The following is a 24,512-nucleotide window of genomic DNA, read 5'->3' on the forward strand; positions in this document are numbered from 1 at the left end:
GTTGTTATGGTTGATATCACGGAAAAATCAAATACATTAAGAATTGCAGTTGCGGAAGCTATTGTAAAAGTAAGTTCGAAAGCTACAATTAAGGCGATTGAAGAGAATACCGTTCCTAAAGGAAATGTTTTTGAAATGTCAAAGGCTGCAGGATTGTTAGCTGTAAAAAAAACTCCAGATTTATTACCTGATTGTCATCCAATACCCATTGAGTATACTGGAATTACCTATCGAATAGATGGACTTCAGATTTTCATTGAAATGGAGGTTCGAACAATTTATAAAACAGGTGTAGAAGTAGAAGCAATGCATGGTGCGAGTGTTGTAGCTTTAAACATGTATGATATGCTCAAACCTATTGATAAAGGAATTGAGATAGGAACAATCCGTCTTGTGTCCAAACGAGGAGGTAAATCTGATTTTAAAGACAAGTTTTTGACTAAATCAAGTTTGAAGGCGGCCGTAATTGTTTGTTCTGATACCATTAGTGCGGGACAAAAAGAAGATAAAGCAGGTAAATTAATCGTCGACAAATTAAAAGATTATCAAATTGAGATAGGAGCTTACGAAATAATTCCAGATGAAAAAGAAGTCATTCAAACCAAGTTGATTGATTTTGAAGCCAAGGGATATCACTTAATAATCTACACGGGTGGTACAGGGTTGTCTATAAGGGATGTAACTCCGGAAGCTATTTCACCTTTGTTGGATAGAAGGATTCCAGGAATTGAAGAAACAATTCGCGCTTATGGTCAAAATAGAATGCCTTACGCCATGTTGTCGAGAAGTGTAGTAGGCGTGAAAGGCGGTACTTTGGTAATGGCATTACCAGGTTCAACGAAGGGTGCAAAAGAAAGTATGGATGCCATTTTTCCTGAAGTATTGCATGTTTTTGGAGTACTAAAAGGAGGTGGACATCGGTAAAGAGAATTTAGAGATTGTTTTTATAAAGTAAAGTACCTTTCTCTAATTATATTAAAGTGATGCAAAGGATGACCTTGCAGAATAAAGCCAATTGCCAATACTGAAATCCTTTTACCATTTGCAATACCTGTTCTCTCTAGCTCTTCAGAATTTAAACCTTTAAAAAACAAATATGAAGCATGTCTCACAACGCGATACTCCTCCAATAAATCACTCAAGGTTTTATCATTTGCTCTAGATATAGGCACATAAGCGTCATGATCATAACCAGGTAACTCTGTATCGTCGAGACGTGCAAAGCGTAGAGCTCGGTTAATGAATATTCGCTCTGTGTCCATACAGTGCTGTACGATTTCCTTTACGGTCCACTTGCCAGTTTCATAAACGTTGTTCCCCAAACTTTCTAGTTGTTCAAAGTGTTCCTCGTAAATTGATATGCCATTCGTTAACAACGTTTTTTCAAACGGTTTGTCATCTACAAGTTGAATGTAATGGTGGTAATAAGCCGGAGCAGAATTTAAAGCTTGATCTTTCATTTTTTTACGAATTATGTATATCCTATCATTGGATTTAAACTTAGGATTGAATTGTGTTTTAAGGTAGATCATATTTTTTTCGATAACCTTAACAGAAGCCTTATTTAGTTCGTCTACCTCTGCCATTAATTCAGTTTTACCAAATTTTTCAAAAGCAAAATTTATTAATGCAGGAGTGATTTCAGACGCGAATCCATTGTTCCAATATGGCTCATCTAGTCGATAACCAATTTCATATTTTGTGGGGTCAAATTGTCGCTCATCATTCCCAATTAACGCACATGTTCCTATAAACTGATTGTTCTTCTTTAGTACAACTGCCCATACCCAAAAATCGTTATCAACTTTTCGATAATTGGAAATTAAGCGCGCAATATCCTCTTCATCTTCTTGATATGACTTTACGGTGTCACCTGTGAACTTCATGACATTTACATTGCTATGCATGGTATGAAAATGTTTGAGATCGTTAGGAATTAACTCTCTTACTATTAGTCGTTCTGTCTCAAATATCATACTGAACAAAGATAATTAAATTCCAACCGTACTTAATTTAAAAAATTGATTACTTTAGAAAAACCTAACTAACCTAATATGAAACCTTTAATGTTGACCGCTATTGGTTTAAGCTTATGTTTTATAGGCTTAATTCTCTTTTTTAAATTTCAACTTGATCAGTTACTCTATGAAATTAGTAACACTGCAGATTTTGAGCGACGAAGAAATCTTAAAGAACAGCTGTATGATACTTCTTCAAACGGTGGTATATGGTGTGCATTTATTCTGGTTATCTTATTTGTATTGTCATTGAAGACAGGACTAGATAGTCCGAATAAAAAAATAAAACAATATTCCTTAGTTGGTTTGGTTTTAACACTCGGAATTTTAGCCATAGATATTCTGGTAATTATCGTTCCTCAAAAAATGTTAATGGTTGATTTTGGCTATACTTATTTAGGATATGGAATAGTTAGCACACTGTGTTTTTTATTTATTTATAGTCAGCATAATGTAGAAATGGAAAGATGAAAGCACTCAACATTTTTGGTTTAATTTTGGCTTTAGTGCTAGTTCTATATTGTATTGATATCATTAGAGATATTTCTGAATTAATGGAGGAACTGCAGCGAAGATTTGATTACCGTTCGCTTAAGAGCTCTTTTTTCATTGGTTTGCAAAATATAGCTTTAGATGGAGCTTTTGTATTCATTTTAATTTGTCTTTTTTTTGGTGTCTTGTTCGGTGGGAACTTGAAGAATGTTCGACGTAAAACAACCCGTGTAATTAGTATAATAGGATGCGTATTTACGCTCGTAGTGTTCATCTTCAATATTTATATAATCACCATAGCTGGCAAATTAAATTTTGGTGTTATTTATTTAAGTTGGGCTTTATTTGCTTTAATTACAGTGGCATTTACGATAGTCTTGATCGTTCAAACCGTGCGCTTCAATAGACCTAAGAAGACAGGTGTCGAGGAGGAAGATATTTTGCATAGTGTTGAAGTTGATTTTGAAATTGAATAATCCATTAATGAATTGATACAGGTCGTTAGTTAAATCAATTTAGTCAATTGATAGAATGTTTTTATAATTGCGACAGGTAAGGTACTTAACGTACCAATTGTAGCTTTGATTCTAGACAGAATCTTCATTTGATTAAAGATTAGTTCTGTAAATCCTAATCTTATAAATGCACCTGTGGTTGGGTGCATTTTTTTTGTCTTAAAATAATCAAGTTACCCACAAGAGAAATCGTTATTTTTGCACATCAAATTAGGTGTAAGAAGCCATAAATGACAATTATATTCATGGATAAAATTCAAACTATTGAAAGTGAAATTTCAACACTTAGAACAGAGCTAAAAGAGCATAGGTTATATTCCGAATTAGAGACTATCAATGATGTTAAGCTTTTCATGGAAAACCACGTTTTTGCTGTTTGGGATTTTATGTCTTTACTTAAATATTTACAGCAAGAATTAACAATTGTACAAGTACCTTGGATTCCTGCAAAAAATCCTACTCTAGCTCGGTTTATCAATGAAATTGTTCATGGTGAAGAAAGTGATATCAATGAATTAGGCGAGCCGAAAAGTCATTATGAAATGTATCTAGATGCAATGGAGCAAGTAGGTGCAGACACTTCAAAAATAAAATCATTTGTCTCCGCTGTTAAGAGAGGTACGTCGGTAAAGGATGCCATTAAAGGTTTAAGCTTGGATGAACGCGTGGCGAATTTTATTCGTTTCACATTTCAGGTAATCGAATCGCGTAAACCTCATATTGTTGCTTCGGCTTTCACTTTTGGTCGTGAGGATGTAATACCAGACATGTTCATTGAAATATTAAATAAATCAGACAAAGAAAATTCAACCTTTAATAAATTGCGGTATTACCTTGAGCGCCATATTGAATTAGATGGCGACGAACATGGGCCGTTATCCTTAAAAATGGTTGCAGAACTTTGCGAGGAAGACGCTGTGAAATGGGAGGAAACGCTGAATACGGCAAAAGAAGCATTAGAGAAGCGTATCATGTTGTGGGATGCAATTGCTGATTTAATTCAGGTCAATAAAAAGGCGGTTGTCTTTGATTAAATGTATCTTAGATCAAACCAACGAAAGAATTTAATTATGCGATATTTGGTTTTTTTATTTTTTTTCTTCCTCCTGCGTCCAATATATGGACAAGTTGAAACGAAGCATGAATCACGTAATGATGCTAATTTTAACATGTTTCCAAATAAATGCTTGGGAGTATGGGAAGGTCAAATGTATATCTATGTACAAAATGTTTTAAGGGACAGTGTTGCTGTGCGTTTTACAGCTGCAGCATCAGACAGTGTGGGAGTATATATATGGAAGACAGAGTATTTATCGGAAAATGAACCAATTATAAAAGATTATAAATTGCGGGTTGATGACTTAAGCAAGGGACGATATTTACTTGATGAAGGTAATGGGATAGGAATTATTGAGTTTAACTATGGAGATAAATTGTACAGCGCTTTTCAAACAGAAAATATATACTTGACATCAACCACCGAACTCCGTGGAGAAAAATTGATATTTGAAGTGAGTTCCGGTCGGATAATCAATCCTGATGATGAGGTGATTAGCTATTCGTTTGATCATTTACAACGAGTTGAATTGACCCGTACTCAAACGCGTTAGGGATAGCAATGGGTAGCCCGCATTCGGTTGTTTGTCTTCGACAGAAGACAGACAGCTGGAGAGGACTAAGAATGGATAGCCCGCCCAAAGGCTCATTACTTTAATAATGAACCTTTGGGAACGCCCACTTTTTTAAATTAATTTTACTCATATCTTCGAAGTAAATTGTCTTCGAATTCATAGCCATCTTCAACTTGTTTTTTATCTAATTTTTTAAATTCAACTAAAGCCCATAAAATAAATTCTTTCATAAAAATAAGATCTTTCGAATCGGTGTTTGGCTGATATTTATTGAGCATATCCGTTAAAGGACTGATTTCGTTTATGGCTTCTGTAAAGGTTTCATTGGTACTGTCATTTAGCAATTCAAACCCTGGGTGATTAATGAACCATTCGGTAATGGCATCAATATCGTCATATTGACCAGGTTTCGAAAGCTTTTTAATGGTTAAAAAATACTCTTCGAATAAAGATTTTATTGCACCTCCGATTAATAAAAGGGCGACGCCTTCCGCACCTTCTTGTTCTCCTTCATAAACTAATTCTACCTTGCCAGTAATGGCAGGAATTACGCCAAGGAAATCGCTCATACGAATACTAGTATGTTGGTCACCACTTTTCAAGAGGCGAAGTTCTGCGGCGCTGATTAGGTTTTCGTATGCTGTGATAGACATTCGAGCAGAAATTCCACTCTTGACGTCAATATATTCGCTGGTACGCGCTTCAAATCCAATTTGCTCCAATAATTCTAAGGCTACTTCTGGAATATGAATCCTTTCTTCTAGTGCGTTATTGCTTTGAGCTTCTTGCGCTGTTATTTTTTTTGCAATTTTCCGATTGATAGGATAATGTGTTAAAATTTGTGATCCAATTCTGTCTTTTAGTGGTGTTACGATACTCCCTCTGTTAGTATAGTCCTCAGGGTTGGCCGTAAAAACAAACTGTAGGTTGAGATTTAAACGGACTTGAAAACCTCTAATTTGAATGTCACCTTCTTGCAGAATATTAAACAGTGCAACCTGAATTCTTGCTTGTAAATCAGGTAATTCGTTGATTACAAATATACAGCGATTTGCTCTTGGAATCATACCGTAGTGAATTACACGTTCATCGGCGTAGGAAAGTTTTAAGTTGGCTGCTTTAATGGGATCAACATCACCGATTAAGTCAGCAACCGTGACATCTGGAGTCGCTAATTTTTCAAAAAACCGATTTGTTCGATGAATCCAGCTAATGGGGGTATCATCTCCCTTTTCAGCTAATAGTTGCTTACCAAACATTGAAATTGGGTTAAACGGATCATCATTGATTTCAGAACCTTCAATGATTGGCATCCATTCATCAAGTAGATCGACTAAACTTCTAGCAATTCGTGTTTTAGCTTGTCCTCTAAGTCCTAACAAGTTGATATTGTGTTTTGATAGTATTGCCCTTTGTAGTTGCGGAATTACAGTCGTTTCATATCCTATAATTCCTTTAAAAATAGGTTCTTTTTTCTGTAATTTCAGAATGAGGTTGTCTCTGAGTTCATCCTTTATCGTTTTTGATTTAAATCCGGCATTTTTTAATTCGCCAAGGGTTGAAATATTTTTCAATGTATTATCCATTAATTCTTTTTTTTCGGTTGGTTTCGTAGTCTTCAAAAATCATTTCACCTAGGCCTCTGAGACCTGTATAAAAGGCTTTTCCTCTATTTTCTTTAGTGAATTTTTCAACAAATTCCATTAGATACTCATCACGAGCAATCATAAAAGTGGTGATTGGGATTTGTAATTTACGTGCTTGACGCGCCATATTATAGCATTTATCTGTGATTGTTGGATCTAGCCCAAAGCTGTTTTGGTAATATTCGCCATTTGGTAAATTTAGACAACTTGGTTTACCGTCTGTAATCATGAAAATTTGTTTGTTCGTGTTTTTTTTACGTCTGAGTAAATCTAATGCCAGTTGAATACCTGCCACTGTATTGGTATGATATGGACCTACTTGTAAATAGGGTAAGTCTTTAACTTTAATTGGCCATGCATCATTTCCAAAGACTAAAATGTCAATTGTGTCCTTTGGGTAACGGGTTCTAATTAATTCAACTAAGGCCATTGCTACTTTTTTTGCTGGCGTGATGCGGTCTTCGCCATATAAAATCATAGAGTGACTGATGTCAATCATTAATACAGTTGACATTTGAGCTTGATGATGGGTTTCATTGACAACTAAATCCTGCTCCCCCAGTTTAAATTCGTCCAGCCCGTGATTGATTTGCGCATTTTTAATACTTTCCGTAATAGCGATTTGGGATAAGGCGTCTCCAAAACTATAATTTCTAAATTCACCACTTTGTTCGGCTCCGGCCCCTATATGGTTTGTTTTATGATTGCCTCGCCCCGCTTTTTTTAATTTCCCAAAAATTTGATTGAGGGCATTTTTTCTGATTGCGCGTTCGGTTTTGGCAGTAATCACCATTCCTCCTTCTTGGTTAGGGTCATCATCGTCCTTGATATAGCCTCGTTTTTTAAGGTCTTCGATAAAATCGTCTAAGTTATAATCGTCCGTACTTAGCTTATACTCTTTATCTAAATGAGCTAACCAATCCAGCGCCTCATCAATGTCGCCTGAAGTATAAGTGATAACTTCCTTAAAAATTTCAAAAAATCGATCAAACGGCTCCTTGTGTGGCTCAATATATTCTGTAAACTTAAACCCAATTTTTGGTTTGTTCTTTTCCATCACACTTTAGTTTGTTTTGAAGTTAGTCATTATTCTATCAAATTATTTCAGTTTAACAGAATTATAACGCTGCATTATTTTTAAGGTTTAGCAGAACATTTTGTCTAATACTTCTTTCCGATGATTAAAAATTTGCTTGAGATTTTGTTTGATGAATAAACTATTTGCTATTCTACCTATAACTCCAAATGGAGGAGAATAGCTGACAATGTCTTTCATGAGTATTGTATTTGAATCAATTTCCTCTAAAATATGTTCATGATGCCACATTGAAAAAGGGCCTATTCTTTGTTCATCAACAAAGTAACTTTTCTCTTTTACTTTAGTGATTTCTGTCACCCATGTCGTTGGGAGATTGGCGACGGGTTTAACTTTATAGGATATGATCATCCCTTCATACATTTCCGTGGGTAAATCTTTGCTTGTGATCAAAAAGCTCATTTTTTCTGGAGTTATTTTTGAGAGATTTCTAGGGTCGGAAATGAAAGCCCATAGTTCATTTTTTGAAACTTTTAATTTTTGCTCTGCATTGTATTGATAGAACGCCATTACTCAACTGTTTTACTATGTAACAGGAAAATTCGCTCATTTGTTTTAAGATTTGGAGGTAAAAAAAATAGCTCGACATAATATATAGAGCTATTCATTCAGTTTTCCGCAATTTGTTAGGTGGGGGATAACGTCAGCTTAATTTATATAAAATTGGTTAGTGACTGAATTTTAATTGACGAATGCGGTGTTTTAATTTGTTAATGGACTTATTTTTAGCCTAGTTTCTTTTTTTTGCCCTTTTTTGAATATAGATTCCGCCTAAAATTAAGAGGATTGGAACGACAATACAAAGTGCAATATTCCAAGGATTTGACCAATCCGTTGGTTCATTGTCAACTTGTATTTCTCGAGGGCGTTGCGCCCAAGTTATAGTTGACCACATGATAATCGATATAAAAAGGGAATAGTACTTATTCTTCATACCCAAAAGGTACGAAATAATCATTGGATTTTAAAATTCTGAACGATATGATAAGTATCGACGTGATTCATTTTCCATTCTTTTCTTGAACTTATGAGGAATGGGAGTTTCAATTGAAATGGGTGTTTGATTAATAGGGTGATTTAATGTGAGTGCATAAGCGTGTAAAAACAGCCCTTTATGTTTCAGTTGTCTACTAGGATCACCATATAATTTATCCCCGAGTATGGGGCAATTTATACTTTGACAATGGATGCGTAATTGATGTGTTCGGCCAGTAAGCGGAGAGAGTTCAACCAGACTTAAGGTGCCAAAAATTAAAGAAGGAACGGCTTTTATTTTTTTCAGGGTTGAGGCAGCCGTTTTCTTATTAATTGGTGTGTTAATCTCGATTTCATCCGGACAATCACCTTGCAGTATGGCATAGTATTTTTTTGAAATATTTTTATTTTCTAAGTCTCTACCTAAAGCGATTCGGGTGGAGCTTGTTTTTGCAATTAATAATAACCCACTGGTTGGTGTATCTAATCTATGGGCAGTAAGCGGCCATGGAAGGGCATCAGTCATTGGACTAGGTTGTAGGTTATAAGGCAACATGTTTTGAATTGTTTTAAACTGATTGCCACTAACTTTTATACCACTCGGTTTAACAACTATCGCAAAATGGTCATCCTCATATAAAACTTCTAATTTGTAGTGATAAACTTTTGGAGGTCTTTTGTCAATTTCGACACGGGTAATTTTATCGCCGTTTTTTAAAAAACGTCCACCTTCCACAACACGGTCATTCAGTAGTAATTCTCCAGATTTAATCGCTTTTTTCACGGCCTTTTTACTCGGTAATCCAAGCCTAGTCGATTGACAATAGTCGATGAATCGAATAGGTTCGGAAACATCTGTAACAATATGCGAGCTTAAGATTTCGATTTTTAGTATAGTTTAGGTCGATTGAGAATGAATAGAATTGTGGATGGAATAGGGTAAAAAAAATGTCCGTCATAAGAATACAACGGACATGGTAAAGATAATTTTTCTCGCTTATATAACTTTGACGTCTATTGCGTTTAAACCTTTTCTTCCTTCTTTTAAATCGAACTCCACTTTGTCACCTTCTTTAATTTCATCAATTAATCCAGTTACGTGTACAAAGTACTCTTGGTTCGTTTCGTCTTCTGTAATAAACCCAAATCCTTTGGATTCATTAAAGAATTTTACTGATCCGTTTTTCATTATAATTAAAATTGTATTCAAACAAAAATAACATTTCCATAGAATTACAAAGAATTTATCAGCGGTATTCTAGTTTTTACTAGAAAAATTTTAATCATTAAAGATAAAATAACCCAGTCCACCAGGGTCTTTCACAATTATATTATCCACCACCCCATCTTTGTTAAAGCGAGTAATTTCTTCACTTATATCCATATTTGATTCTTTAATTTTCTCGATAATAGGTATGTTTTTACCACTGTTAAAAAAGCTTATTGAAGGGATGGGGAAGAGGTGAGGACATGCTTGATAAGCCATAATACTGAGTGTAAAACCGAATTCGTTTTTTAATGCAACCCAACCTTGAGAAGGGTCTCCCATCGTAATTTTAAAACCTAAGTTTTGCCAAAATTCTATCGAATAATGAATATGGACAGATTCTAAGCTCAGTCCGGCGTAATTTCCAAAATTGCAGGTTGCCTCTTCGTTTGGGCAATTGATATATAATTCGTCGGTTAAATCTAAATAAATAGGACAACCTTCGGGAGATAATATAATATAACCGTTTTTGGTTTTTGTGTATTGATTTTCTAGTCCATTATCAACGATAAATCGTTCCCAATTTGCGTTGAATAATCTCAATCCTGCTCGTGAGCATGGATCATCCTTTAAATAGACAATCATCGGATTACTGTAAAAATAAATACCTCCCGCTATTGGAATTGATTTAAAATTAGCCTTTTCATAAAAAGTTTTGGCCGCCTCCATTGAAGGACTTGCAATCTGGATGAGTGCTTTCATTCGTTCTGTTTTGCCTAATATACACAATAAATTAATTGTTTTAGTGTGAACAAATCATGCTGTTTTAAGTGACTTCCAAAAATGAAGGGAAAATTTTGTTGTTTTTTTATTGGAAGAAATAAAATTATAAAATATTGAAAATCAATGTTAAAAACATTTGTAAGCATTTACAAACGTATGTTATTCGTATACAAACATTTATTGTACGATTGTAGTTTTTGATGCTTCTTTACTTTGCAATGTCGCTAACAAACAACGACAGTAATTAATTCAAATTTTTATTAAAAACACACATTATGAACAATTTAAGAAACAAAGTACAATTAATCGGGAATGTAGGAAAAGCGCCAGAAATCATTTCATTTGAAAACGGAAACAAGTTGGCAAAATTTAGTTTAGCCACCAATGAAAATTATAAAAATGCCCAAGGCGAAAAAGTAGAATCTACCTACTGGCACAACGCTATTGCATGGGGGAAGCAAGCGGACATCTTTGAACAATATGTAACAAAAGGACAAGAAATAGCCATTGAAGGTAAGCTTGTAACGAAAACATATGAAACCAAGGAAGGAGAAAAGCGCAGTAAGACGGAAGTGCAAGTACAAGAGGTTTTATTACTCGGTAGAAAAGTAGAAGGGTCGAAGTAGGGGAGTTGGATTAGGGGCGAGTCTCGTGGAGCAATAATAGGTTATGACTCGCCCTAATCCAATGTTTTATTAATCATTTTTAAAAATTTCATTATGAACAAATTAAAGAACACGGTACAGTTAATTGGTAGAACAGGAATAGAGCCAATTGTTAGAACATTTGAAAATGGAACAAAATTGGCAAAATTCTCCTTAGCGACGAATGAGACAATTCGTGACGTAAACGGCAAAAAAACACTCACGCAGTGGCATCAAATTGTTGCTTGGGGTAGAACAGCAGAATTGATTGAGAAATATTTGCATAAAGGTCAAATGGTTGCGGTCGACGGAAAATTAGTTAATCGAGCGTATAAAGACAATGGTGGCGGAAATCACCGAAGAACTGAGGTTCAAGTTCATGATATTATGATGATAAACAAGCAAAAGGCCGGATAGGGGTTGACGGTAGCTTTTGAGGTAAAGGCGGTTTGAGGTAAAACTCAAATCGCTTTTTTTATGCTTCTGATTTAATAATAACAGTTCTAATTTTTTGTTGGTATTGTTTTGGGGAAAGACCTTCTTGCTTTTTAAATTGCCTTGTAAAGTAAGATAAATTATTGAAGCCCGATTTTGAAGCTACTTCAGAAATGGGTAAGTCCATTTGGTTTAATAATTTTTTTGAGAATTTGATACGCTCCTCAACTAAAAACTGAATGGGAGAAGCACCGATTGCATGCTTAAAAACACGGTGAAAATGTGACGTACTCATATGAACTTTATCCGCGATGGTGTCAATAGTTAACTTTTCAGTAAGATGATTTTTAATGTATTTTATCGCAAAAGCAATTCGATGATTATTATGCAAATCCTGAGTAGCATTTAATAACGTAACTTTTGCATTCGTTTGCAGTAATCGAACAATAAGTTCTTTCAACATAATGTCCAACAAAACCTCTCTGGAAGGATGGTTGTTCGTATATGTATAAATTAACCGATTCATTAAGTGTTGAATTTCTTGCTGTTCATCAACTCGAGATGGATTATTGGTAATTTCCCAATTAACTTTTGGATCATTTTCAATTTGAACTAAAGAGCTATATTGATTGACAACCTCATTAATGCGAGAAGGATCAATGCCTAGAGCGAGACAATGAGTAGGTGTTTCAAATGTCGCTTCCGGAAAGTCGATAATCATTTCTTTTCCTAAAGGCATTATCAACGTTTCACCTGGGTAGAAATCGAAATCATCCAAATTGTCAAGGTGCATGATTTTTTTGCCCCGGAGCATATTAACAATAACGGGATAATCAAAGGTGAGGTCAACCTCTTTTGCCACTTTGTAGGTTTCAAACATATTTAGTTCCGATCGTTCCGAATGGAAAACAGTTTGGTGTTCTATCAAGGTGCTTAACCTTTTTTCCAGCTGATATCTTGAATCAATTTTCATTGAAAACACAAGTTAAGGATTTTCTTCAACAATTATAGACAAAGACTTAAAAACATAGTATTGTGTTATTTAACGATAGAATAGTGCAATTCTTCTTTTTGAATTCTCACTAGCTTCACATGAATCATAAAAATTTAACAATATGAGTTATTCTAAACCTACATTCAAAGAAAAGTATGGAAACTTTATAAATGGTGAATTTGTAGCACCAATAGATGGAGAATATTTCGAGAATCATTCCCCAGTGGATAATAGTTTAATCGCTAAATACCCGAGATCTAAAAAGGAAGATATTGATAAGGCTGTTGAAGCAGCAAATGCGGCTAAAGAGAGTTGGGGTAACACCTCGGCCACTCATCGTGCGGCTTTATTGAATAAGGTTGCCGACATTATCGAAGCGCATTTAGAAGAGTTTGCGTTAGTTGAAACTTGTGATAATGGTAAAGCCATTCGAGAAACACTTAACGCTGATGTTCCATTATCTGTTGATCATTGGAGGTATTTCGCAGCAGCGATTCGAATGGAAGAAGGTTCTGCATCCGAATTGGATGAACATACTGTCTCATTGATTATAAAAGAGCCTCTTGGGGTTGTTGGACAAATCATTCCTTGGAATTTTCCATTGTTAATGTTATCATGGAAATTGCCTCCAGCATTAGCAGCGGGAAATTGTGTTGTGTTGAAACCGGCAGAGCAAACTCCCTCATCAGCTACGTTGTTAATGGAAAAAATTGCAAAAGTATTCCCTCCTGGTGTTATAAATGTTGTTCATGGATTTGGTCCAGAGGCCGGTAAACCGCTTGCTTCACATAGTGAAATTGACAAAGTTGCATTTACAGGAGAAACAACAACTGGTCAACTTATTATGCAATATGCTTCAAAAAATTTAAACCCTGTTACAATGGAATTAGGAGGTAAGTCGCCGAATATTTTCTTTAATAGTGTTATGGATCATGATGATGATTATTTGGATAAGGCGATTGAAGGAGCTGTATTATTCGCTTTTAACCAAGGTGAGGTTTGTACTTGTCCTTCAAGAATTTTAGTTCAAGAAGATATTTATGACGCTTTTATGGAGCGAGTTGTCGCAAGGACTAAAGCCATTGTTCAAGGAAATCCATACGATACAACTACCATGGTAGGAGCTCAAGCATCAAATGATCAACACAAAAAGATTCTTTCTTATTTTGAAATTGGTAAAGAAGAAGGTGCCAAAATTTTGACAGGAGGAAAGTCTTGCGAATTGGAGGGCGATTTGGCAAATGGGTTCTATATTGAGCCGACAATATTTGAAGGTCATAATAAAATGAGAGTTTTCCAAGAAGAGATTTTTGGGCCGGTTGTTTGTGTTACTAAGTTTAATGACGAAGCAGAAGCTTTAGAAATTGCAAATGACACATTATATGGTTTGGGTGCAGGAGTGTGGACAAGAGATGCCCATCAATTATATCAAATTCCTCGTGCTATTAAAGCTGGGCGTGTTTGGGTGAATTGTTATCATGCCTATCCAGCGCATGCACCTTTTGGAGGGTATAAAAAATCAGGATTTGGCCGTGAAAACCACGTAATGATGATGAACTACTATCGCCAAACAAAAAATATGTTAATTTCTTATGATAAAAATAAGTTAGGATTTTTTTAGTAAAAACGTACAAATCAATAAATTGTTTTTAGGGGGAGCTATTCCCCCTTTTTCTTAAATTAAAATTTGCATATGTCTTATCGTAGGATAGAAATAACACCAGAAGCTTCTAAAATACTTAGTAAGGTAAAAGAGAAGCATTCAGCACTTATTTTTCATCAAAGTGGCGGCTGTTGTGACGGGTCGTCTCCAATGTTATTAGACAAGGAGGATTTGTATTTAGATGAAAGTGATGTGTATTTAGGGGATTTGGACGAAGTTCCCTTTTATATGAACCAGGATCAATATGAATACTGGAAACATACTTATCTAATTATCGATATTGCGGAAGGTAGAGGGGCTAGCTTTTCATTGGAAATCCCACTTGGCTATCGATTTTTGGTAAAGTCTCGATTATTAAATGCTGCAGAATTAGCTCACTTCGGGTTAGATTAGGGGTGAGGAGGTGAACTCCGTTGTCGGTAGAATGACCAAGTCAAGTAATTCATTAAATGAATGTCCGTAAAATAAAAATTAAGAATTTCAGCGGCATTAAAACCATGACGGGCCATACCCATTGCTCCTTCTTGGCAAACGCCTACGCCATGACCAAAGCCTTTGCCAGTTAATACGACTTCATTGCCAACTTTTTTGCAAGAGAACCAGGTGGACTTTAGTCTGAATTTAATTCTAATGTCCCTTAAAGGTATGCCCAATTGCGGGAAAAGATAAAAGGCTTTACGAAAAGGTTGGTCGAAATTAAAAATAAGTGGCCCTAAAATGGAGTCATTGATAGGGTAGCCAAATTCGTTTACAAGATAGTTTCGCCATTCTTGCGCATCAATTTTTTTTGTCCAAGTCGCTTGTCTCGATTTAATGCAAAAAGTATCCACAATACTTTTACAGTGTGCGACTGGGTTATTCCAAACAAAATCGGCCTCGCTAGTCTGACCACCACAATTCGCGAAAAAAAATCCTTGGGCTAATTCAAGCCGTTTGTTTAGCATTAAAATTCCTTCGGTAGCAGCAACAGCATCTCGAATAGTGGCCGTATAGATGAGTTTATTATGATAGGCTTGACAATGGACACGATCACAAAGTTGAAAACCTTCCTTTTTATGTTTATTTAAATGACCTAACGCATAAGTCCGACTTAGTATGGCTTGAACTTTATAGTATTCTAAAGGTTTTCCTCCGCCACCTTCGCTCTCAATTACGCCACCAAGATAATTCGCCATACTCACTTGATTGATGAGTAATAGGGCATTTGTTCCTTCGGGAGTTATGATGAAATTGTCATTATAACGTCTTGATTTTTTTGAGCTTGGAGCTAAACATTGCAAGCGTAAACTCCCTAAGTCATTCATTTTACGTATGGTTAAACTGTCAAAATAACCAAGTGTTTTATCGTTTTTGACCAGTTTAATTTTATCACCACTTCTTTTGATTAAAACGGATTGTTTATCCCAAATATTGGAAACTAAAACTGTGTCACCAATGATTTCATAATTCCCTTCATTATGTTTGATTTCTAGCGTTCCTATCGTATAGTCTCTCATAAGCCCAATCTTCAATTCTTGTCCCAAAGAGGCAAGGGGAATAAAAAGAAGGAATATGTGGACCATCTTTAACATAGAACACTACAATTTTTTTAACAATAATGAAGCAACTTTATCAGAAGCGCCGCCGCTACCAAGTAATTCTTCAAGCGAGGAATATGCTTCAAGCATCTTTGATCTCTTCTCGGATTGCTCCTCGATTAATGGAAGTAATTCTTTTTGGATGTTTTTTGATGTTAAGTCGTTTTGTATGAGTTCTTTGACGACTTCTTTTCCCATGATTAAGTTCACCAAAGAGATATAATCGACTTTAATTAGTTTACGAGCAATTGCCACTGAAATACTGTTTCCCTTGTAGCAAACAACTTGTGGCACCTTAAAAAGGGCAGTTTCAAGTGTTGCAGTACCAGAGGTTACCATTGCAACATGTGCTTGGTTTAAAACATCATAAGTTTCGTTTTGAATAATGGTAATTGGTGTTTTATTTGCCAGGTTGAGGTAAACTTCATCGGCTATATTAGGAGCTCCTGCAACAAGAATATTCATCCGCTCAAATCCTTTTGCTGCCTCTAACATTACAGGTAATTTGGTTTTGATTTCTTGTAATCTGCTTCCTGGTAATAACGCTAAAATTGGGCGATCAATTAGTTGATGTTTGGAAAGGAAATTTTTTCGTGTTTGAGCATTTTTTTGAAAGTCTTGTACAGCATCCACAAGCGGGTGGCCGACGTAGTTTACTTCCATGTCAAAACGTTTGTAAAAGTCGCGTTCAAAAGGCAAAATACAATACATTTCATCAACATTCCTTTTGATTTTATGAACACGATTTTGTTTCCACGCCCAAATTTGAGGAGAAATATAATAATGTACTTTTATTCCTGATTTTTTTGCGAATTCAGCAATCCTCAAATTGAATCCCGGGTAATCGATAAGTATAAGAGCATCGGGTTGAAATTTTAAAATATCCTCTTTGCAAAAACGGATGTTTTTTAGAATGGTTCGTAGATTAGCAATTACTTCTACGAATCCCATAAAAGCAAGGTCTTTTATATGTTTTACTGGATTTCCGGCTATCGCTTTCATCCGATCACCTCCCCAAAATCGAATATTCGCCGCTTTATCTTTTTCTAAAAGTGCGCGTAATAAATTACTTCCATGTAAATCTCCCGAAGCTTCTCCAGCTATTATATAATATTTCAAACGTACTTTTTTTAGTTCAAAATCAAATCCAAATTAAATCAATTGCTTGACTGTATGGACCAATCAACAAAAATACGACAAAATAGGGTAGGAGTTATTTTAATACAATTTAGAATTAACAATATTTTGTGGATACAAGTAGGCGTTTAGAGGATAAAATAATTCTTTTGCATCTAAATTTGTAATATGAAGCGGATCATTGTACTATGTTTTATTTTTGCTGGACTCGCGGCTTTCGGTCAAGACAAGAAAATTGATCAGTTAGAAGTGCTTTACGATCAGGGTTATTATCATAAAGTATTAAGAAAGTCGGAGAAACTGTTGGCAAGGCCGGAATACGATTATAGTGGTCTACCTTCTTTTTATAATTCCTTAGCATTATTCAGAATGTCAGCAGATGATACATGGTTTGATCGTCATGATTTTGCCATTGACCGGGCCATTTCATCTTATGATGAATTTATGGACAGTGAGCGAATCGTTGATTATATTGCTGCTCATTATCACGAAATTGCAAGTCTTAAAACTTATTTAGTTGACTTAGAAACGCAGTTTAAGTCTAGGGGATTAAAAGGCACAGCTGAAAAAATTCAAAATTTTAGGTTAAAGCAATTGGACGGCATTAAAGCTCGACCAGACATGGTTCCAAAAATCAACATTCCGGTTAAAACAAATAAGAAAGAGAAGGAAGTGGCAGATGAGGAGCAAAAATCAAATTCTAATCGAGACGAGATGGTCGTTTTTGCTAAGTCATTAGTGGGAACGAAATATAAATGGGCGGGAACCGATACTAAAGGCTTTGATTGTTCTGGATTGGTAAGTTATGTTTATAAAAAATATGGGATTATCCTACCACGAACGGCATCGGCTCAATTAGCTGGTTCTAAGAAAGTCAAAATTGAAGATGCTCAGAAAGGGGATTTAATTTTCTTTTCCTCTGGCTCAACAATTTCGCATGTAGGCTTGGTAATTAGTGAAAAGGGGTCGCCATTGGTTATGGTTCATGCCTCAACTAGTCGAGGAGTCATTGTTACCGAGATTGAAAAATCGACTTATTGGAAACCGCGATTAAAAGCTGCGGGAACATTCCTTACGATGTAAAACCTCGTTTCCTCAAAAGACGGTCTGCGATCACAAATAGTATCGCAACTACTAATCCGATAACAGGTAAAAGCATTTCGCTTAAGAACACCCCAAGTTTTTTACTTATTGAGGGTAAATCTATTAAAATAGTAAAACTTGTTTCGATTAATATTGAAAAGCTAATTATAAAACCAGTAATACAAAAAATTCCTAACCAAGCTTTTTTGGTAATCAAAGGTTGAACTTTTTTGGACTCATACGCGTTAATTTTGTTCATTACGTTAGCAATAAAGTATTCGTCAGTTTTACTTTTTTTCAAATCTTCTTGGATATGTTTTTTTAAAATCTCTTCGAATTCCATCTTTCATCTTTTTTAATATAACATTGTAGCTTCTTGGGGTAGTAGCTCGTTAAGTATTGTTTTTAATTTTGCCCGTGTTCTATGCAGTTTTATTTTAGTATTTCCGATAGTGTTTCCTGTGATTTCAGCGGTTTCCTTGAGAGTAAACTCGTCCAAATAGAAACATGTAATTATTGCTCTTTCCTGCGGATTAAGTCGATTTAATGCTTTGTTAATGTATCTTTTCTGTTCGTCATGAGATAGGCTATCAAACGATTTTACCTGAGGGTGTTGAGACTCTAATTCGAGTGGTTCGGCAACAAATTTTTTATGTTTTTTCAAGTAATTTATAGCCGTAAAATAAGTAATTCGGTAAATCCATGTGGATAGTTTGGATTGGCCTCTGAAACTTGCTAGTTGCTGGAATATTTTTATAAAGGTTTCTTGGCTAATTTCTTCTGCATCATTTTGAGATTGACTTATTTTAAGACTTAGACCAAAAACGAGGTCTTTGTGGGCTTTGACAATTTCAGAAAAGGCAGAATGATTTCCTTTTAAAACACTCTGGATAATATGTTTTACTTTATGTTGATCCACGGATTACAGTGAATTATCGTCTTTCAAATCCAAAGCCCATTCAATAAAATAAGTTGCCACTAAAGCAATACCACCAAATAAAAAAGCGAAAAGCACAGCAGCAGGTGAAGAATCCATTCCGAAATATTCATGAACAAGATTTCCAACCAAGATACCAATTGGAACAAGTAAGAATAATAACGCGTTACGTAAATTATTATGCTTTTTGGTTTCTTCTTTTGGATTCATACCCATTTCAATCATTGCCATATTTTCTCTGTGGTTTGCCGTTGTTACGACGTACACAATTCCGAAAATCATAGCAGCTCCGCCTAAAGGAATTAAAATATGTGTTAAGTGTACCATTTTTTTAACTTTTATTCAATTAGTCAACGAAAAGCTTTTAATGGTTACAAAATAATATAAAAAAAGCCAGGAATAACTCCTAGCTTTTTGATTAAACCCTTTGTTTTCTTGGGTTTAGAAGTTTAAAACTTTTTCTATTCCTTTTTTTACTTTATCTGCATTTGTCAGTAATTCTGCTTCTAAAATTGAATTTAGAGGAATTGCAGGAGTATCAACAGACCCTACAATTTCAACAGGGGCATCTAGGTTTTTGAAACAATTTTTTTGAATCTTGGCGGCAATACTTAGCGTAAATGTCGCTTCAATCGATTCTTCTGTCACTAATAAACACTTGCTATGTTTATTTACTGCTGCAAAAACGGCTTCTTCATCCCAAGGGCTGAGCGTTCTTAAATCAATAATTTCAATTTGCCCCTTGAAGTGTTCTGCGGCTTCAAGTGCCCAATAAACTCCTCTACCGTAAGTTACGATTACTAAGCTCTCTCCCTTCTCAATTTTACCTTGTTCAGCACTTAATGCTGTTCTAGCTTTGCCAAATGGTATAGCATAATCTTCACTTGGCTCTACCGTAATAGCACCTTCAGTTCCTTTAATTTTACTCCAGTACAATCCCTTGTGTTCTAAAATTACCACTGGATTTGGGTCGTAAAACGCTGATTTCATTAAACCTTTCAAGTCGGCGCCGGTAGAAGGGTAAGCGACTTTGATTCCTCTTATGTTAGTTACAATAGACTCAACGCTTGAAGAATGATAAGGGCCTCCACTTCCATATGCTCCAATTGGAACACGTATAATAGCGCTCACGGGCCATTTTCCATTTGATAAATAATATGAACGACTAACTTCTGTGAATAGCTGGTTAAGTCCAGGCCAAATATAATCAGCGAATTGAACCTCGACAATTGGTTTTAGTCCAACAGCGGACATACCAACCGTACTTCCGATAATAAATGCTTCTTGGATTGGTGTATTAAACACACGTTCATCACCAAATTGTTGAGCTAAAGTGGCTGCTTCACGAAAAACACCACCGAGTCTTCCTCCCACATCTTGCCCGTATAAAAGTGCTTCTGGATGTTTATCCAATAGTTCACGAATTCCAAATAAGGCGCTATCTACCATAACTGTTGGCTTTTTACCTTTTGGTTCCCGTTCACCTTGTTCTTCGGTAATTGGAGTAGGAGCAAAATAGAAATCCGTTAAACTAGAAGGGTCTGGGTCTTCTGCGTTCATTGCTTTGTCAAAATCGGCATTGACTTTTGTTTGCACCGCTTCCTCAATGGATTTAATTTCTTTTTCACTTATTCCTTGACTTAACATTAAGTCGATTAACTTTGGATAAGGATCTCTAAGTGCTTGCTCTTCTAAATCATCTCTGTACCATTCTTTTCTTACACCAGACGTGTGATGATTCAAAAGTGGAACTTTAGCATGAATTAAAAATGGACGTCTTTCTTTACGAATTGTTTCAATGACATCCTTAACTGTTTGATAGGATGTTTCAAAGTCCGTTCCATCAATTGTCACAACTTCTAACCCTTTAAATCCTTGTGCATAATATGAAATATCCTGCGCACGAATTTCATCTGCACTAGCAGAGATATCCCATTCATTATCTTGTACCAAATATAAAATTGGAAACTGTTTTAGTGCTGCCATTTGGAAAGCTTCAGAAACTTCACCTTCCGTACAGCTAGCGTCACCAAGTGAACAAACAACGACTGGGTTTTCACCTTTAAAATCTTCTGCTAATCCTTGTTTTTCTTTGTATTGAACTCCCATCGCAACACCGGTGGTAGGAATGGCTTGCATTCCTGTTGCTGATGATTGATGAGGTATTTTAGGCATCCCTTCACGATTTAAGCTAGGATGTGAATAATAAGTTCTACCACCTGAAAAAGGATCATCCTTTTTGGCAAAGACCTGCAACATGATTTCCCATGGCTCCATTCCAATTCCTAGTAAAATTGAATCATCTCGGTAATATGGGGCCACCCAATCCTGTGATTTAAGTTGCATTCCTAAAGCAAGTTGAATTGCTTCGTGCCCGCGCGAAGTGGCATGTACATATTTGGAAGTTACTTTCGCATTTTCCTCATATTTTTCCGCCATTGTTTTGGCTGTACACATTAACTCGAACCCCTTTTTAAGATTTTTCTTACTGGTTTTAACCGAAGTATTTTTTTTATCTGAAGTCGTTGCTGACATAATCGCTCAGTGAAATTTAAATTGGCCGCAATTTACAAAAAATAACCCGCTTTTATTAGGTTGACTTCATCTAATTCAGTAAAAGCTTAACAGAAAAAAATAAAATATTAAATGCTGGTTACCTTTTAAAATTCGGTACCACTAAGTGATAAAATAAATAAATTATGAAATTCTTAAAAAAATCACTTTTGGTAATATGTTTGGCTGGTTCCTTTATACAGGGACGTGCTCAAGGACAGGCGTCCATTGCGGAAGGCGATCTTTTAATTAATCCGTCCATTACGCTTGGATGGTATAATTATGGGCATTCTTGGGATGTAATAAATATACTACCGCCTGTAGCATTAAACTTCGAGTATGCGGCATCAAACTTATTTAGTTTTGGTTTTGAAGGTGAGTATGCTCGACGAACCTATAAACACCTTTATTACTTTTATGATACCGATCAATATAAATACACTTACAAATCATTCATGGTAAGAGGTTCTTTTCATTATTTAGATGTTATAAAGAATATTTTTGGTGATGATTTGGGTGATTTCAATTCGGAAAAACTTGATTTTTATATTGGAGCATCAACGGGAATGGTAATTACGAATGTTTTAACCACTTGGACGGATCCATTGACGGAAAAAGTTCGTGAGAAAAAGGATTTTGATTCAACCTGGAGATTCGGATACTTTGCTGGTTTTAGATACTATTTTAATAATAGTGTTGGGGCTTTTGCAGAGACAGGACGAAATAGTCTAGGTTGGATGAAATTAGGTTTAACCTTAAAGATTTAACAACAAACCGATACAATAACCTAAAACCTTTGTAAATCGGGAATCCCATTGCACATAATTGTGTAGTGGGATTTTTTTGTGCAACAACCACGTTGGTATTTTTTATAGTAAACAGAATAAATGCGTTCAAAATTTCTATTTTTACCATTCGTTGAAAAATGGAGCGATTGTTGAATGAAATTGATATAAAAAGAAATAAATGAAGAAAATAGTTGCATTATTATTTATTGGATTAATGAGTGGTTTCGTCATTGGTCAAAAGCAGTTAACGTTAGAAGATGCTGTAATGAATCAGTATAGGGCCTATTATCCTGAGCATACGAATCTACTTTCATGGATTCCAAACACAAATGATTTCGCTTACTTGTCGAGTGATTACCAAACGCTTTTAAGAGGGAATACTAAAAATGATAAGACATCAGAAATCATTACAACCAAAAAAATTGCAGAATTAACAGGATTAAGTCCACGATATGTTAATGTTCTATCATGGAAAGATGAACATCGGTTTATAACGTCGATTGATCAGAAATTCTATGAAATAAACATTACCAAACAAAGCGCAAAAGAGTTGGGTAGTGTAAATAGTAATTCAGACATAATGGACTTTTCGCCAGCCTCATTAAATATTGTTTATAATGAAGGGGATGTATTGTTTTTAACTTCAAAATCAATACCGATTACAGTTTCAAAAGAAGGGGTCGTTTCAGGTCAGGCCATTGCACGAAGTGAATTTGGTATTACAAAAGGTACTTTCTGGTCGAACAACGGGACTAAATTGGCCTATTATCAAAAAGATGAATCGGAAGTTGCAGAATATCCTCTACTGGATATCACCACACCAACGGGGTCTCTGAACTCAATTCGTTACCCCATGGCAGGTCAAAAAAGTGAAAAAGGAGCGGTTTGTATATATGATGTTGAAAGCGAAAAAACCGTGAAAATAACACCTTCTGGCAAGGAGGACGATTATGTGACAAATTTTGCATGGGGACCGGATGATAAATATTGTTATGTTGCTGAATTAAATCGAGGTCAAGATCATATGAAGTTGATGAAATATGATGCAACATCAGGTGAATTAGTTAAAGTGCTTTTTGAGGAAGAAAATGATCGTTGGGTTGAACCAGAGCATCCTGTTTATTTTGTATCCAATGACCAATTTGTGTGGTTAAGCGAGAGAGATGGTTTTATGAATCTTTATTTGTATGACGCGGATGGCAAACTTCAGAAACAACTGACGAAAAACAAATGGGTGGTTAAGGAGTTGTTAGGTCATGATGATAACGGTAATATATACTTTATGGGGACTGGAGAAAGTCCACTTGAGACACACGCTTATAAGGTGAATATTAATACCGGAAAACAAACTAAATTAACACAAATTCCTGGTACTCATCGTGTATCTTTTTCTTCGAATTATGAATTTATGCATGATGCTTATTCTTCTCATGAAATTCCAAACAGAGAAGAGATTGTTGATTTAGCAAAAGGTAAAGTCGTACGCACATTAATTGAAGCAGCTAATCCATATGAAAACATCACGATGGGCACGGCAGAGATCAGTACACTAAAATCAGGTGATCAAAAAGTGGACCTTTATCAACGCTTAATTAAGCCAAGTAATTTTGACCCGAGTAAGAAATATCCCGTATTAGTTTATGTTTATGGTGGTCCGCATGCTCAGCTAATTACAAATTCTTGGTTAGATGGAGCTAGTTTGTGGATGTATTGGTTGGCCGAACAAGGTTATTTAGTCTACACGATTGATGGAAGAGGTTCAGCGAATAGAGGGTTTGAATTTGAAAGTGGGATTCATCGTCAATTGGGAGAACTAGAAATGCAAGATCAGATTGTGGGAGTAAAACATTTAAGAACACTAGATTATGTTGATGGAAACCGTCTAGCAGTGCACGGGTGGAGCTTTGGAGGATTTATGACCACCTCTTTAATGCTTAGAAATGCAGGAATCTTTAATGTTGGTGTTGCTGGAGGTCCAGTTACAGACTGGAAATATTACGAGGTTATGTATGGTGAACGTTATATGGATACGCCAACAGAAAACCCGGAAGGATATAAAAACAGTGCTTTAACGAATTATGTTGAGAATCTTAAAGGAGATTTACTATTAATTCATGGGACAAGTGATGATGTTGTGGTAATGCAACATAACTTGGCTTTAGTTAAAGCATTCATCGAAGCGGGTGTCCAAATGGATTTTTTTCCATATCCAATGCATAAACACAATGTATATGGAAAAGATCGAGTCCACCTGATGCAGAAAGTGCTCGATTATATAATTGAAAATAATTAATAAAAATGCTCCACATTAAGTGGGGCATTTTTTTTTATTAATTCA

General features: G+C 35.5%; 27 protein-coding genes. 12 read left to right on the forward strand and 15 right to left on the reverse strand.

The genetic code is table 11. From position 1 onward, the window contains the following. The first annotated feature begins 6 nt into the window (after positions 1-6). Positions 7-924, forward strand: a complete 918-nt coding sequence (gene moaCB, locus A8143_RS08375) for a bifunctional molybdenum cofactor biosynthesis protein MoaC/MoaB (protein WP_066758365.1) — start codon at positions 7-9, stop codon at positions 922-924. 20 nt (positions 925-944) lie between these two features. Here moaCB and A8143_RS16610 read toward each other — a convergent pair whose 3' ends face one another. Beyond that, a complete protein-coding gene (locus A8143_RS16610) occupies positions 945-1,976 on the reverse strand; it encodes a GNAT family N-acetyltransferase (protein WP_083261290.1) in 1,032 nt (343 codons plus the stop codon). 90 nt (positions 1,977-2,066) lie between these two features. Here A8143_RS16610 and A8143_RS08385 point away from each other — a divergent pair, with 90 nt between their 5' ends. From A8143_RS08385 to A8143_RS08400, 4 genes are all read left to right on the forward strand, one after another. Next, positions 2,067-2,489 (forward strand): hypothetical protein, encoded by a 423-nt coding sequence (locus tag A8143_RS08385; RefSeq protein ID WP_139134308.1) that lies wholly within the window; start codon positions 2,067-2,069, stop codon positions 2,487-2,489. Beyond that, complete coding sequence (locus tag A8143_RS08390) at positions 2,486-2,986, forward strand: hypothetical protein (RefSeq protein ID WP_066758368.1); 501 nt, start codon at positions 2,486-2,488, stop codon at positions 2,984-2,986. Before A8143_RS08385 ends, A8143_RS08390 begins: the two co-directional genes overlap by 4 nt. Before the next feature lie 269 nt (positions 2,987-3,255). Beyond that, positions 3,256-4,059 carry a DUF3050 domain-containing protein gene (locus A8143_RS08395; protein ID WP_245676490.1) on the forward strand — a complete coding sequence of 268 codons (804 nt, stop codon included), beginning with the start codon at positions 3,256-3,258 and terminating at the stop codon, positions 4,057-4,059. A gap of 36 nt (positions 4,060-4,095) precedes the next feature. Then, positions 4,096-4,635, forward strand: a complete 540-nt coding sequence (locus tag A8143_RS08400; protein ID WP_139134309.1) for a hypothetical protein — start codon at positions 4,096-4,098, stop codon at positions 4,633-4,635. Between the two features lie 143 nt (positions 4,636-4,778). On the opposite strand, the gene A8143_RS08405 is transcribed toward A8143_RS08400, so the two are convergent. The 7 genes from A8143_RS08405 to A8143_RS08430 all read right to left on the reverse strand — a co-directional run bounded on the left by A8143_RS08405 (position 4,779) and on the right by A8143_RS08430 (position 10,342). After that, positions 4,779-6,242, reverse strand: coding sequence for an AAA family ATPase (locus A8143_RS08405; protein ID WP_066758374.1), 1,464 nt, complete (start codon positions 6,240-6,242; stop codon positions 4,779-4,781). Then, the gene (locus A8143_RS08410; RefSeq protein WP_066758587.1) at positions 6,235-7,359 is read right to left on the reverse strand and encodes a vWA domain-containing protein; all 1,125 of its coding nucleotides are present in this window, start codon (positions 7,357-7,359) and stop codon (positions 6,235-6,237) included. The genes A8143_RS08405 and A8143_RS08410 overlap by 8 nt, the downstream gene beginning before the upstream one ends. A gap of 87 nt (positions 7,360-7,446) precedes the next feature. After that, the gene (locus tag A8143_RS08415; RefSeq protein WP_066758376.1) at positions 7,447-7,908 is read right to left on the reverse strand and encodes an SRPBCC family protein; all 462 of its coding nucleotides are present in this window, start codon (positions 7,906-7,908) and stop codon (positions 7,447-7,449) included. Positions 7,909-8,128: 220 nt separating this feature from the next. Beyond that, positions 8,129-8,332, reverse strand: coding sequence for a hypothetical protein (locus tag A8143_RS16875; protein WP_139134310.1), 204 nt, complete (start codon positions 8,330-8,332; stop codon positions 8,129-8,131). Between the two features lie 30 nt (positions 8,333-8,362). After that, on the reverse strand, positions 8,363-9,157 hold the full coding sequence (locus tag A8143_RS08420; protein ID WP_175437518.1) for an RluA family pseudouridine synthase: 795 nt from the start codon (positions 9,155-9,157) through the stop codon (positions 8,363-8,365). A gap of 213 nt (positions 9,158-9,370) precedes the next feature. Continuing rightward, positions 9,371-9,562 (reverse strand): cold-shock protein, encoded by a 192-nt coding sequence (locus A8143_RS08425; RefSeq protein WP_066758380.1) that lies wholly within the window; start codon positions 9,560-9,562, stop codon positions 9,371-9,373. 90 nt (positions 9,563-9,652) lie between these two features. Next, positions 9,653-10,342, reverse strand: a complete 690-nt coding sequence (locus A8143_RS08430) for a hypothetical protein (RefSeq protein WP_066758382.1) — start codon at positions 10,340-10,342, stop codon at positions 9,653-9,655. Between the two features lie 296 nt (positions 10,343-10,638). Between A8143_RS08430 and A8143_RS08435 the strand changes: the two genes are divergently transcribed. Beyond that, entirely contained in the window at positions 10,639-10,989 is a 351-nt protein-coding gene (locus A8143_RS08435) for a single-stranded DNA-binding protein (protein WP_066758384.1), read from the forward strand. 93 nt (positions 10,990-11,082) lie between these two features. Further along, entirely contained in the window at positions 11,083-11,424 is a 342-nt protein-coding gene (locus A8143_RS08440; RefSeq protein WP_066758390.1) for a single-stranded DNA-binding protein, read from the forward strand. Positions 11,425-11,482: 58 nt separating this feature from the next. Here A8143_RS08440 and A8143_RS08445 read toward each other — a convergent pair whose 3' ends face one another. Next, a complete protein-coding gene (locus tag A8143_RS08445; RefSeq protein ID WP_066758392.1) occupies positions 11,483-12,415 on the reverse strand; it encodes an AraC family transcriptional regulator in 933 nt (310 codons plus the stop codon). 142 nt (positions 12,416-12,557) lie between these two features. On the opposite strand from A8143_RS08445, the gene A8143_RS08450 reads away from it, so the two are divergent. Next, positions 12,558-14,057 (forward strand): aldehyde dehydrogenase family protein, encoded by a 1,500-nt coding sequence (locus A8143_RS08450; protein WP_066758394.1) that lies wholly within the window; start codon positions 12,558-12,560, stop codon positions 14,055-14,057. Positions 14,058-14,129: 72 nt separating this feature from the next. Beyond that, positions 14,130-14,492, forward strand: coding sequence for a DUF779 domain-containing protein (locus A8143_RS08455; RefSeq protein ID WP_066758396.1), 363 nt, complete (start codon positions 14,130-14,132; stop codon positions 14,490-14,492). Here A8143_RS08455 and A8143_RS08460 read toward each other — a convergent pair. Further along, positions 14,489-15,595, reverse strand: coding sequence for a SpoIID/LytB domain-containing protein (locus A8143_RS08460; protein WP_066758398.1), 1,107 nt, complete (start codon positions 15,593-15,595; stop codon positions 14,489-14,491). The genes A8143_RS08455 and A8143_RS08460 overlap by 4 nt on opposite strands. 81 nt (positions 15,596-15,676) lie before the next feature. Next, entirely contained in the window at positions 15,677-16,795 is a 1,119-nt protein-coding gene (gene lpxB, locus A8143_RS08465) for a lipid-A-disaccharide synthase (RefSeq protein WP_066758400.1), read from the reverse strand. A gap of 186 nt (positions 16,796-16,981) precedes the next feature. Here lpxB and A8143_RS08470 point away from each other — a divergent pair, with 186 nt between their 5' ends. Further along, positions 16,982-17,896 (forward strand): C40 family peptidase, encoded by a 915-nt coding sequence (locus tag A8143_RS08470; RefSeq protein ID WP_066758401.1) that lies wholly within the window; start codon positions 16,982-16,984, stop codon positions 17,894-17,896. Here A8143_RS08470 and A8143_RS08475 read toward each other — a convergent pair. From A8143_RS08475 to A8143_RS08490, 4 genes are all read right to left on the reverse strand, one after another. Beyond that, positions 17,886-18,239 (reverse strand): hypothetical protein, encoded by a 354-nt coding sequence (locus tag A8143_RS08475; RefSeq protein ID WP_066758403.1) that lies wholly within the window; start codon positions 18,237-18,239, stop codon positions 17,886-17,888. The genes A8143_RS08470 and A8143_RS08475 overlap by 11 nt on opposite strands. A 12-nt stretch (positions 18,240-18,251) precedes the next feature. Further along, positions 18,252-18,815, reverse strand: coding sequence for an RNA polymerase sigma factor (locus A8143_RS08480; RefSeq protein ID WP_066758405.1), 564 nt, complete (start codon positions 18,813-18,815; stop codon positions 18,252-18,254). 3 nt (positions 18,816-18,818) lie between these two features. Further along, positions 18,819-19,160 carry a DUF6249 domain-containing protein gene (locus A8143_RS08485; RefSeq protein WP_066758407.1) on the reverse strand — a complete coding sequence of 114 codons (342 nt, stop codon included), beginning with the start codon at positions 19,158-19,160 and terminating at the stop codon, positions 18,819-18,821. 114 nt (positions 19,161-19,274) lie between these two features. After that, entirely contained in the window at positions 19,275-21,368 is a 2,094-nt protein-coding gene (locus A8143_RS08490) for an alpha-ketoacid dehydrogenase subunit alpha/beta (protein WP_066758409.1), read from the reverse strand. 164 nt (positions 21,369-21,532) lie between these two features. Between A8143_RS08490 and A8143_RS08495 the strand changes: the two genes are divergently transcribed. Beyond that, complete coding sequence (locus A8143_RS08495; RefSeq protein WP_066758411.1) at positions 21,533-22,153, forward strand: hypothetical protein; 621 nt, start codon at positions 21,533-21,535, stop codon at positions 22,151-22,153. 199 nt (positions 22,154-22,352) lie between these two features. Continuing rightward, positions 22,353-24,467, forward strand: coding sequence for a S9 family peptidase (locus tag A8143_RS08500; RefSeq protein WP_066758413.1), 2,115 nt, complete (start codon positions 22,353-22,355; stop codon positions 24,465-24,467). The last annotated feature ends 45 nt before the right edge of the window (positions 24,468-24,512 follow it).

Origin of the sequence: Crocinitomix algicola (assembly GCF_001661595.2) — a bacterium.
Classification (GTDB): domain Bacteria; phylum Bacteroidota; class Bacteroidia; order Flavobacteriales_D; family Crocinitomicaceae; genus Crocinitomix; species Crocinitomix algicola.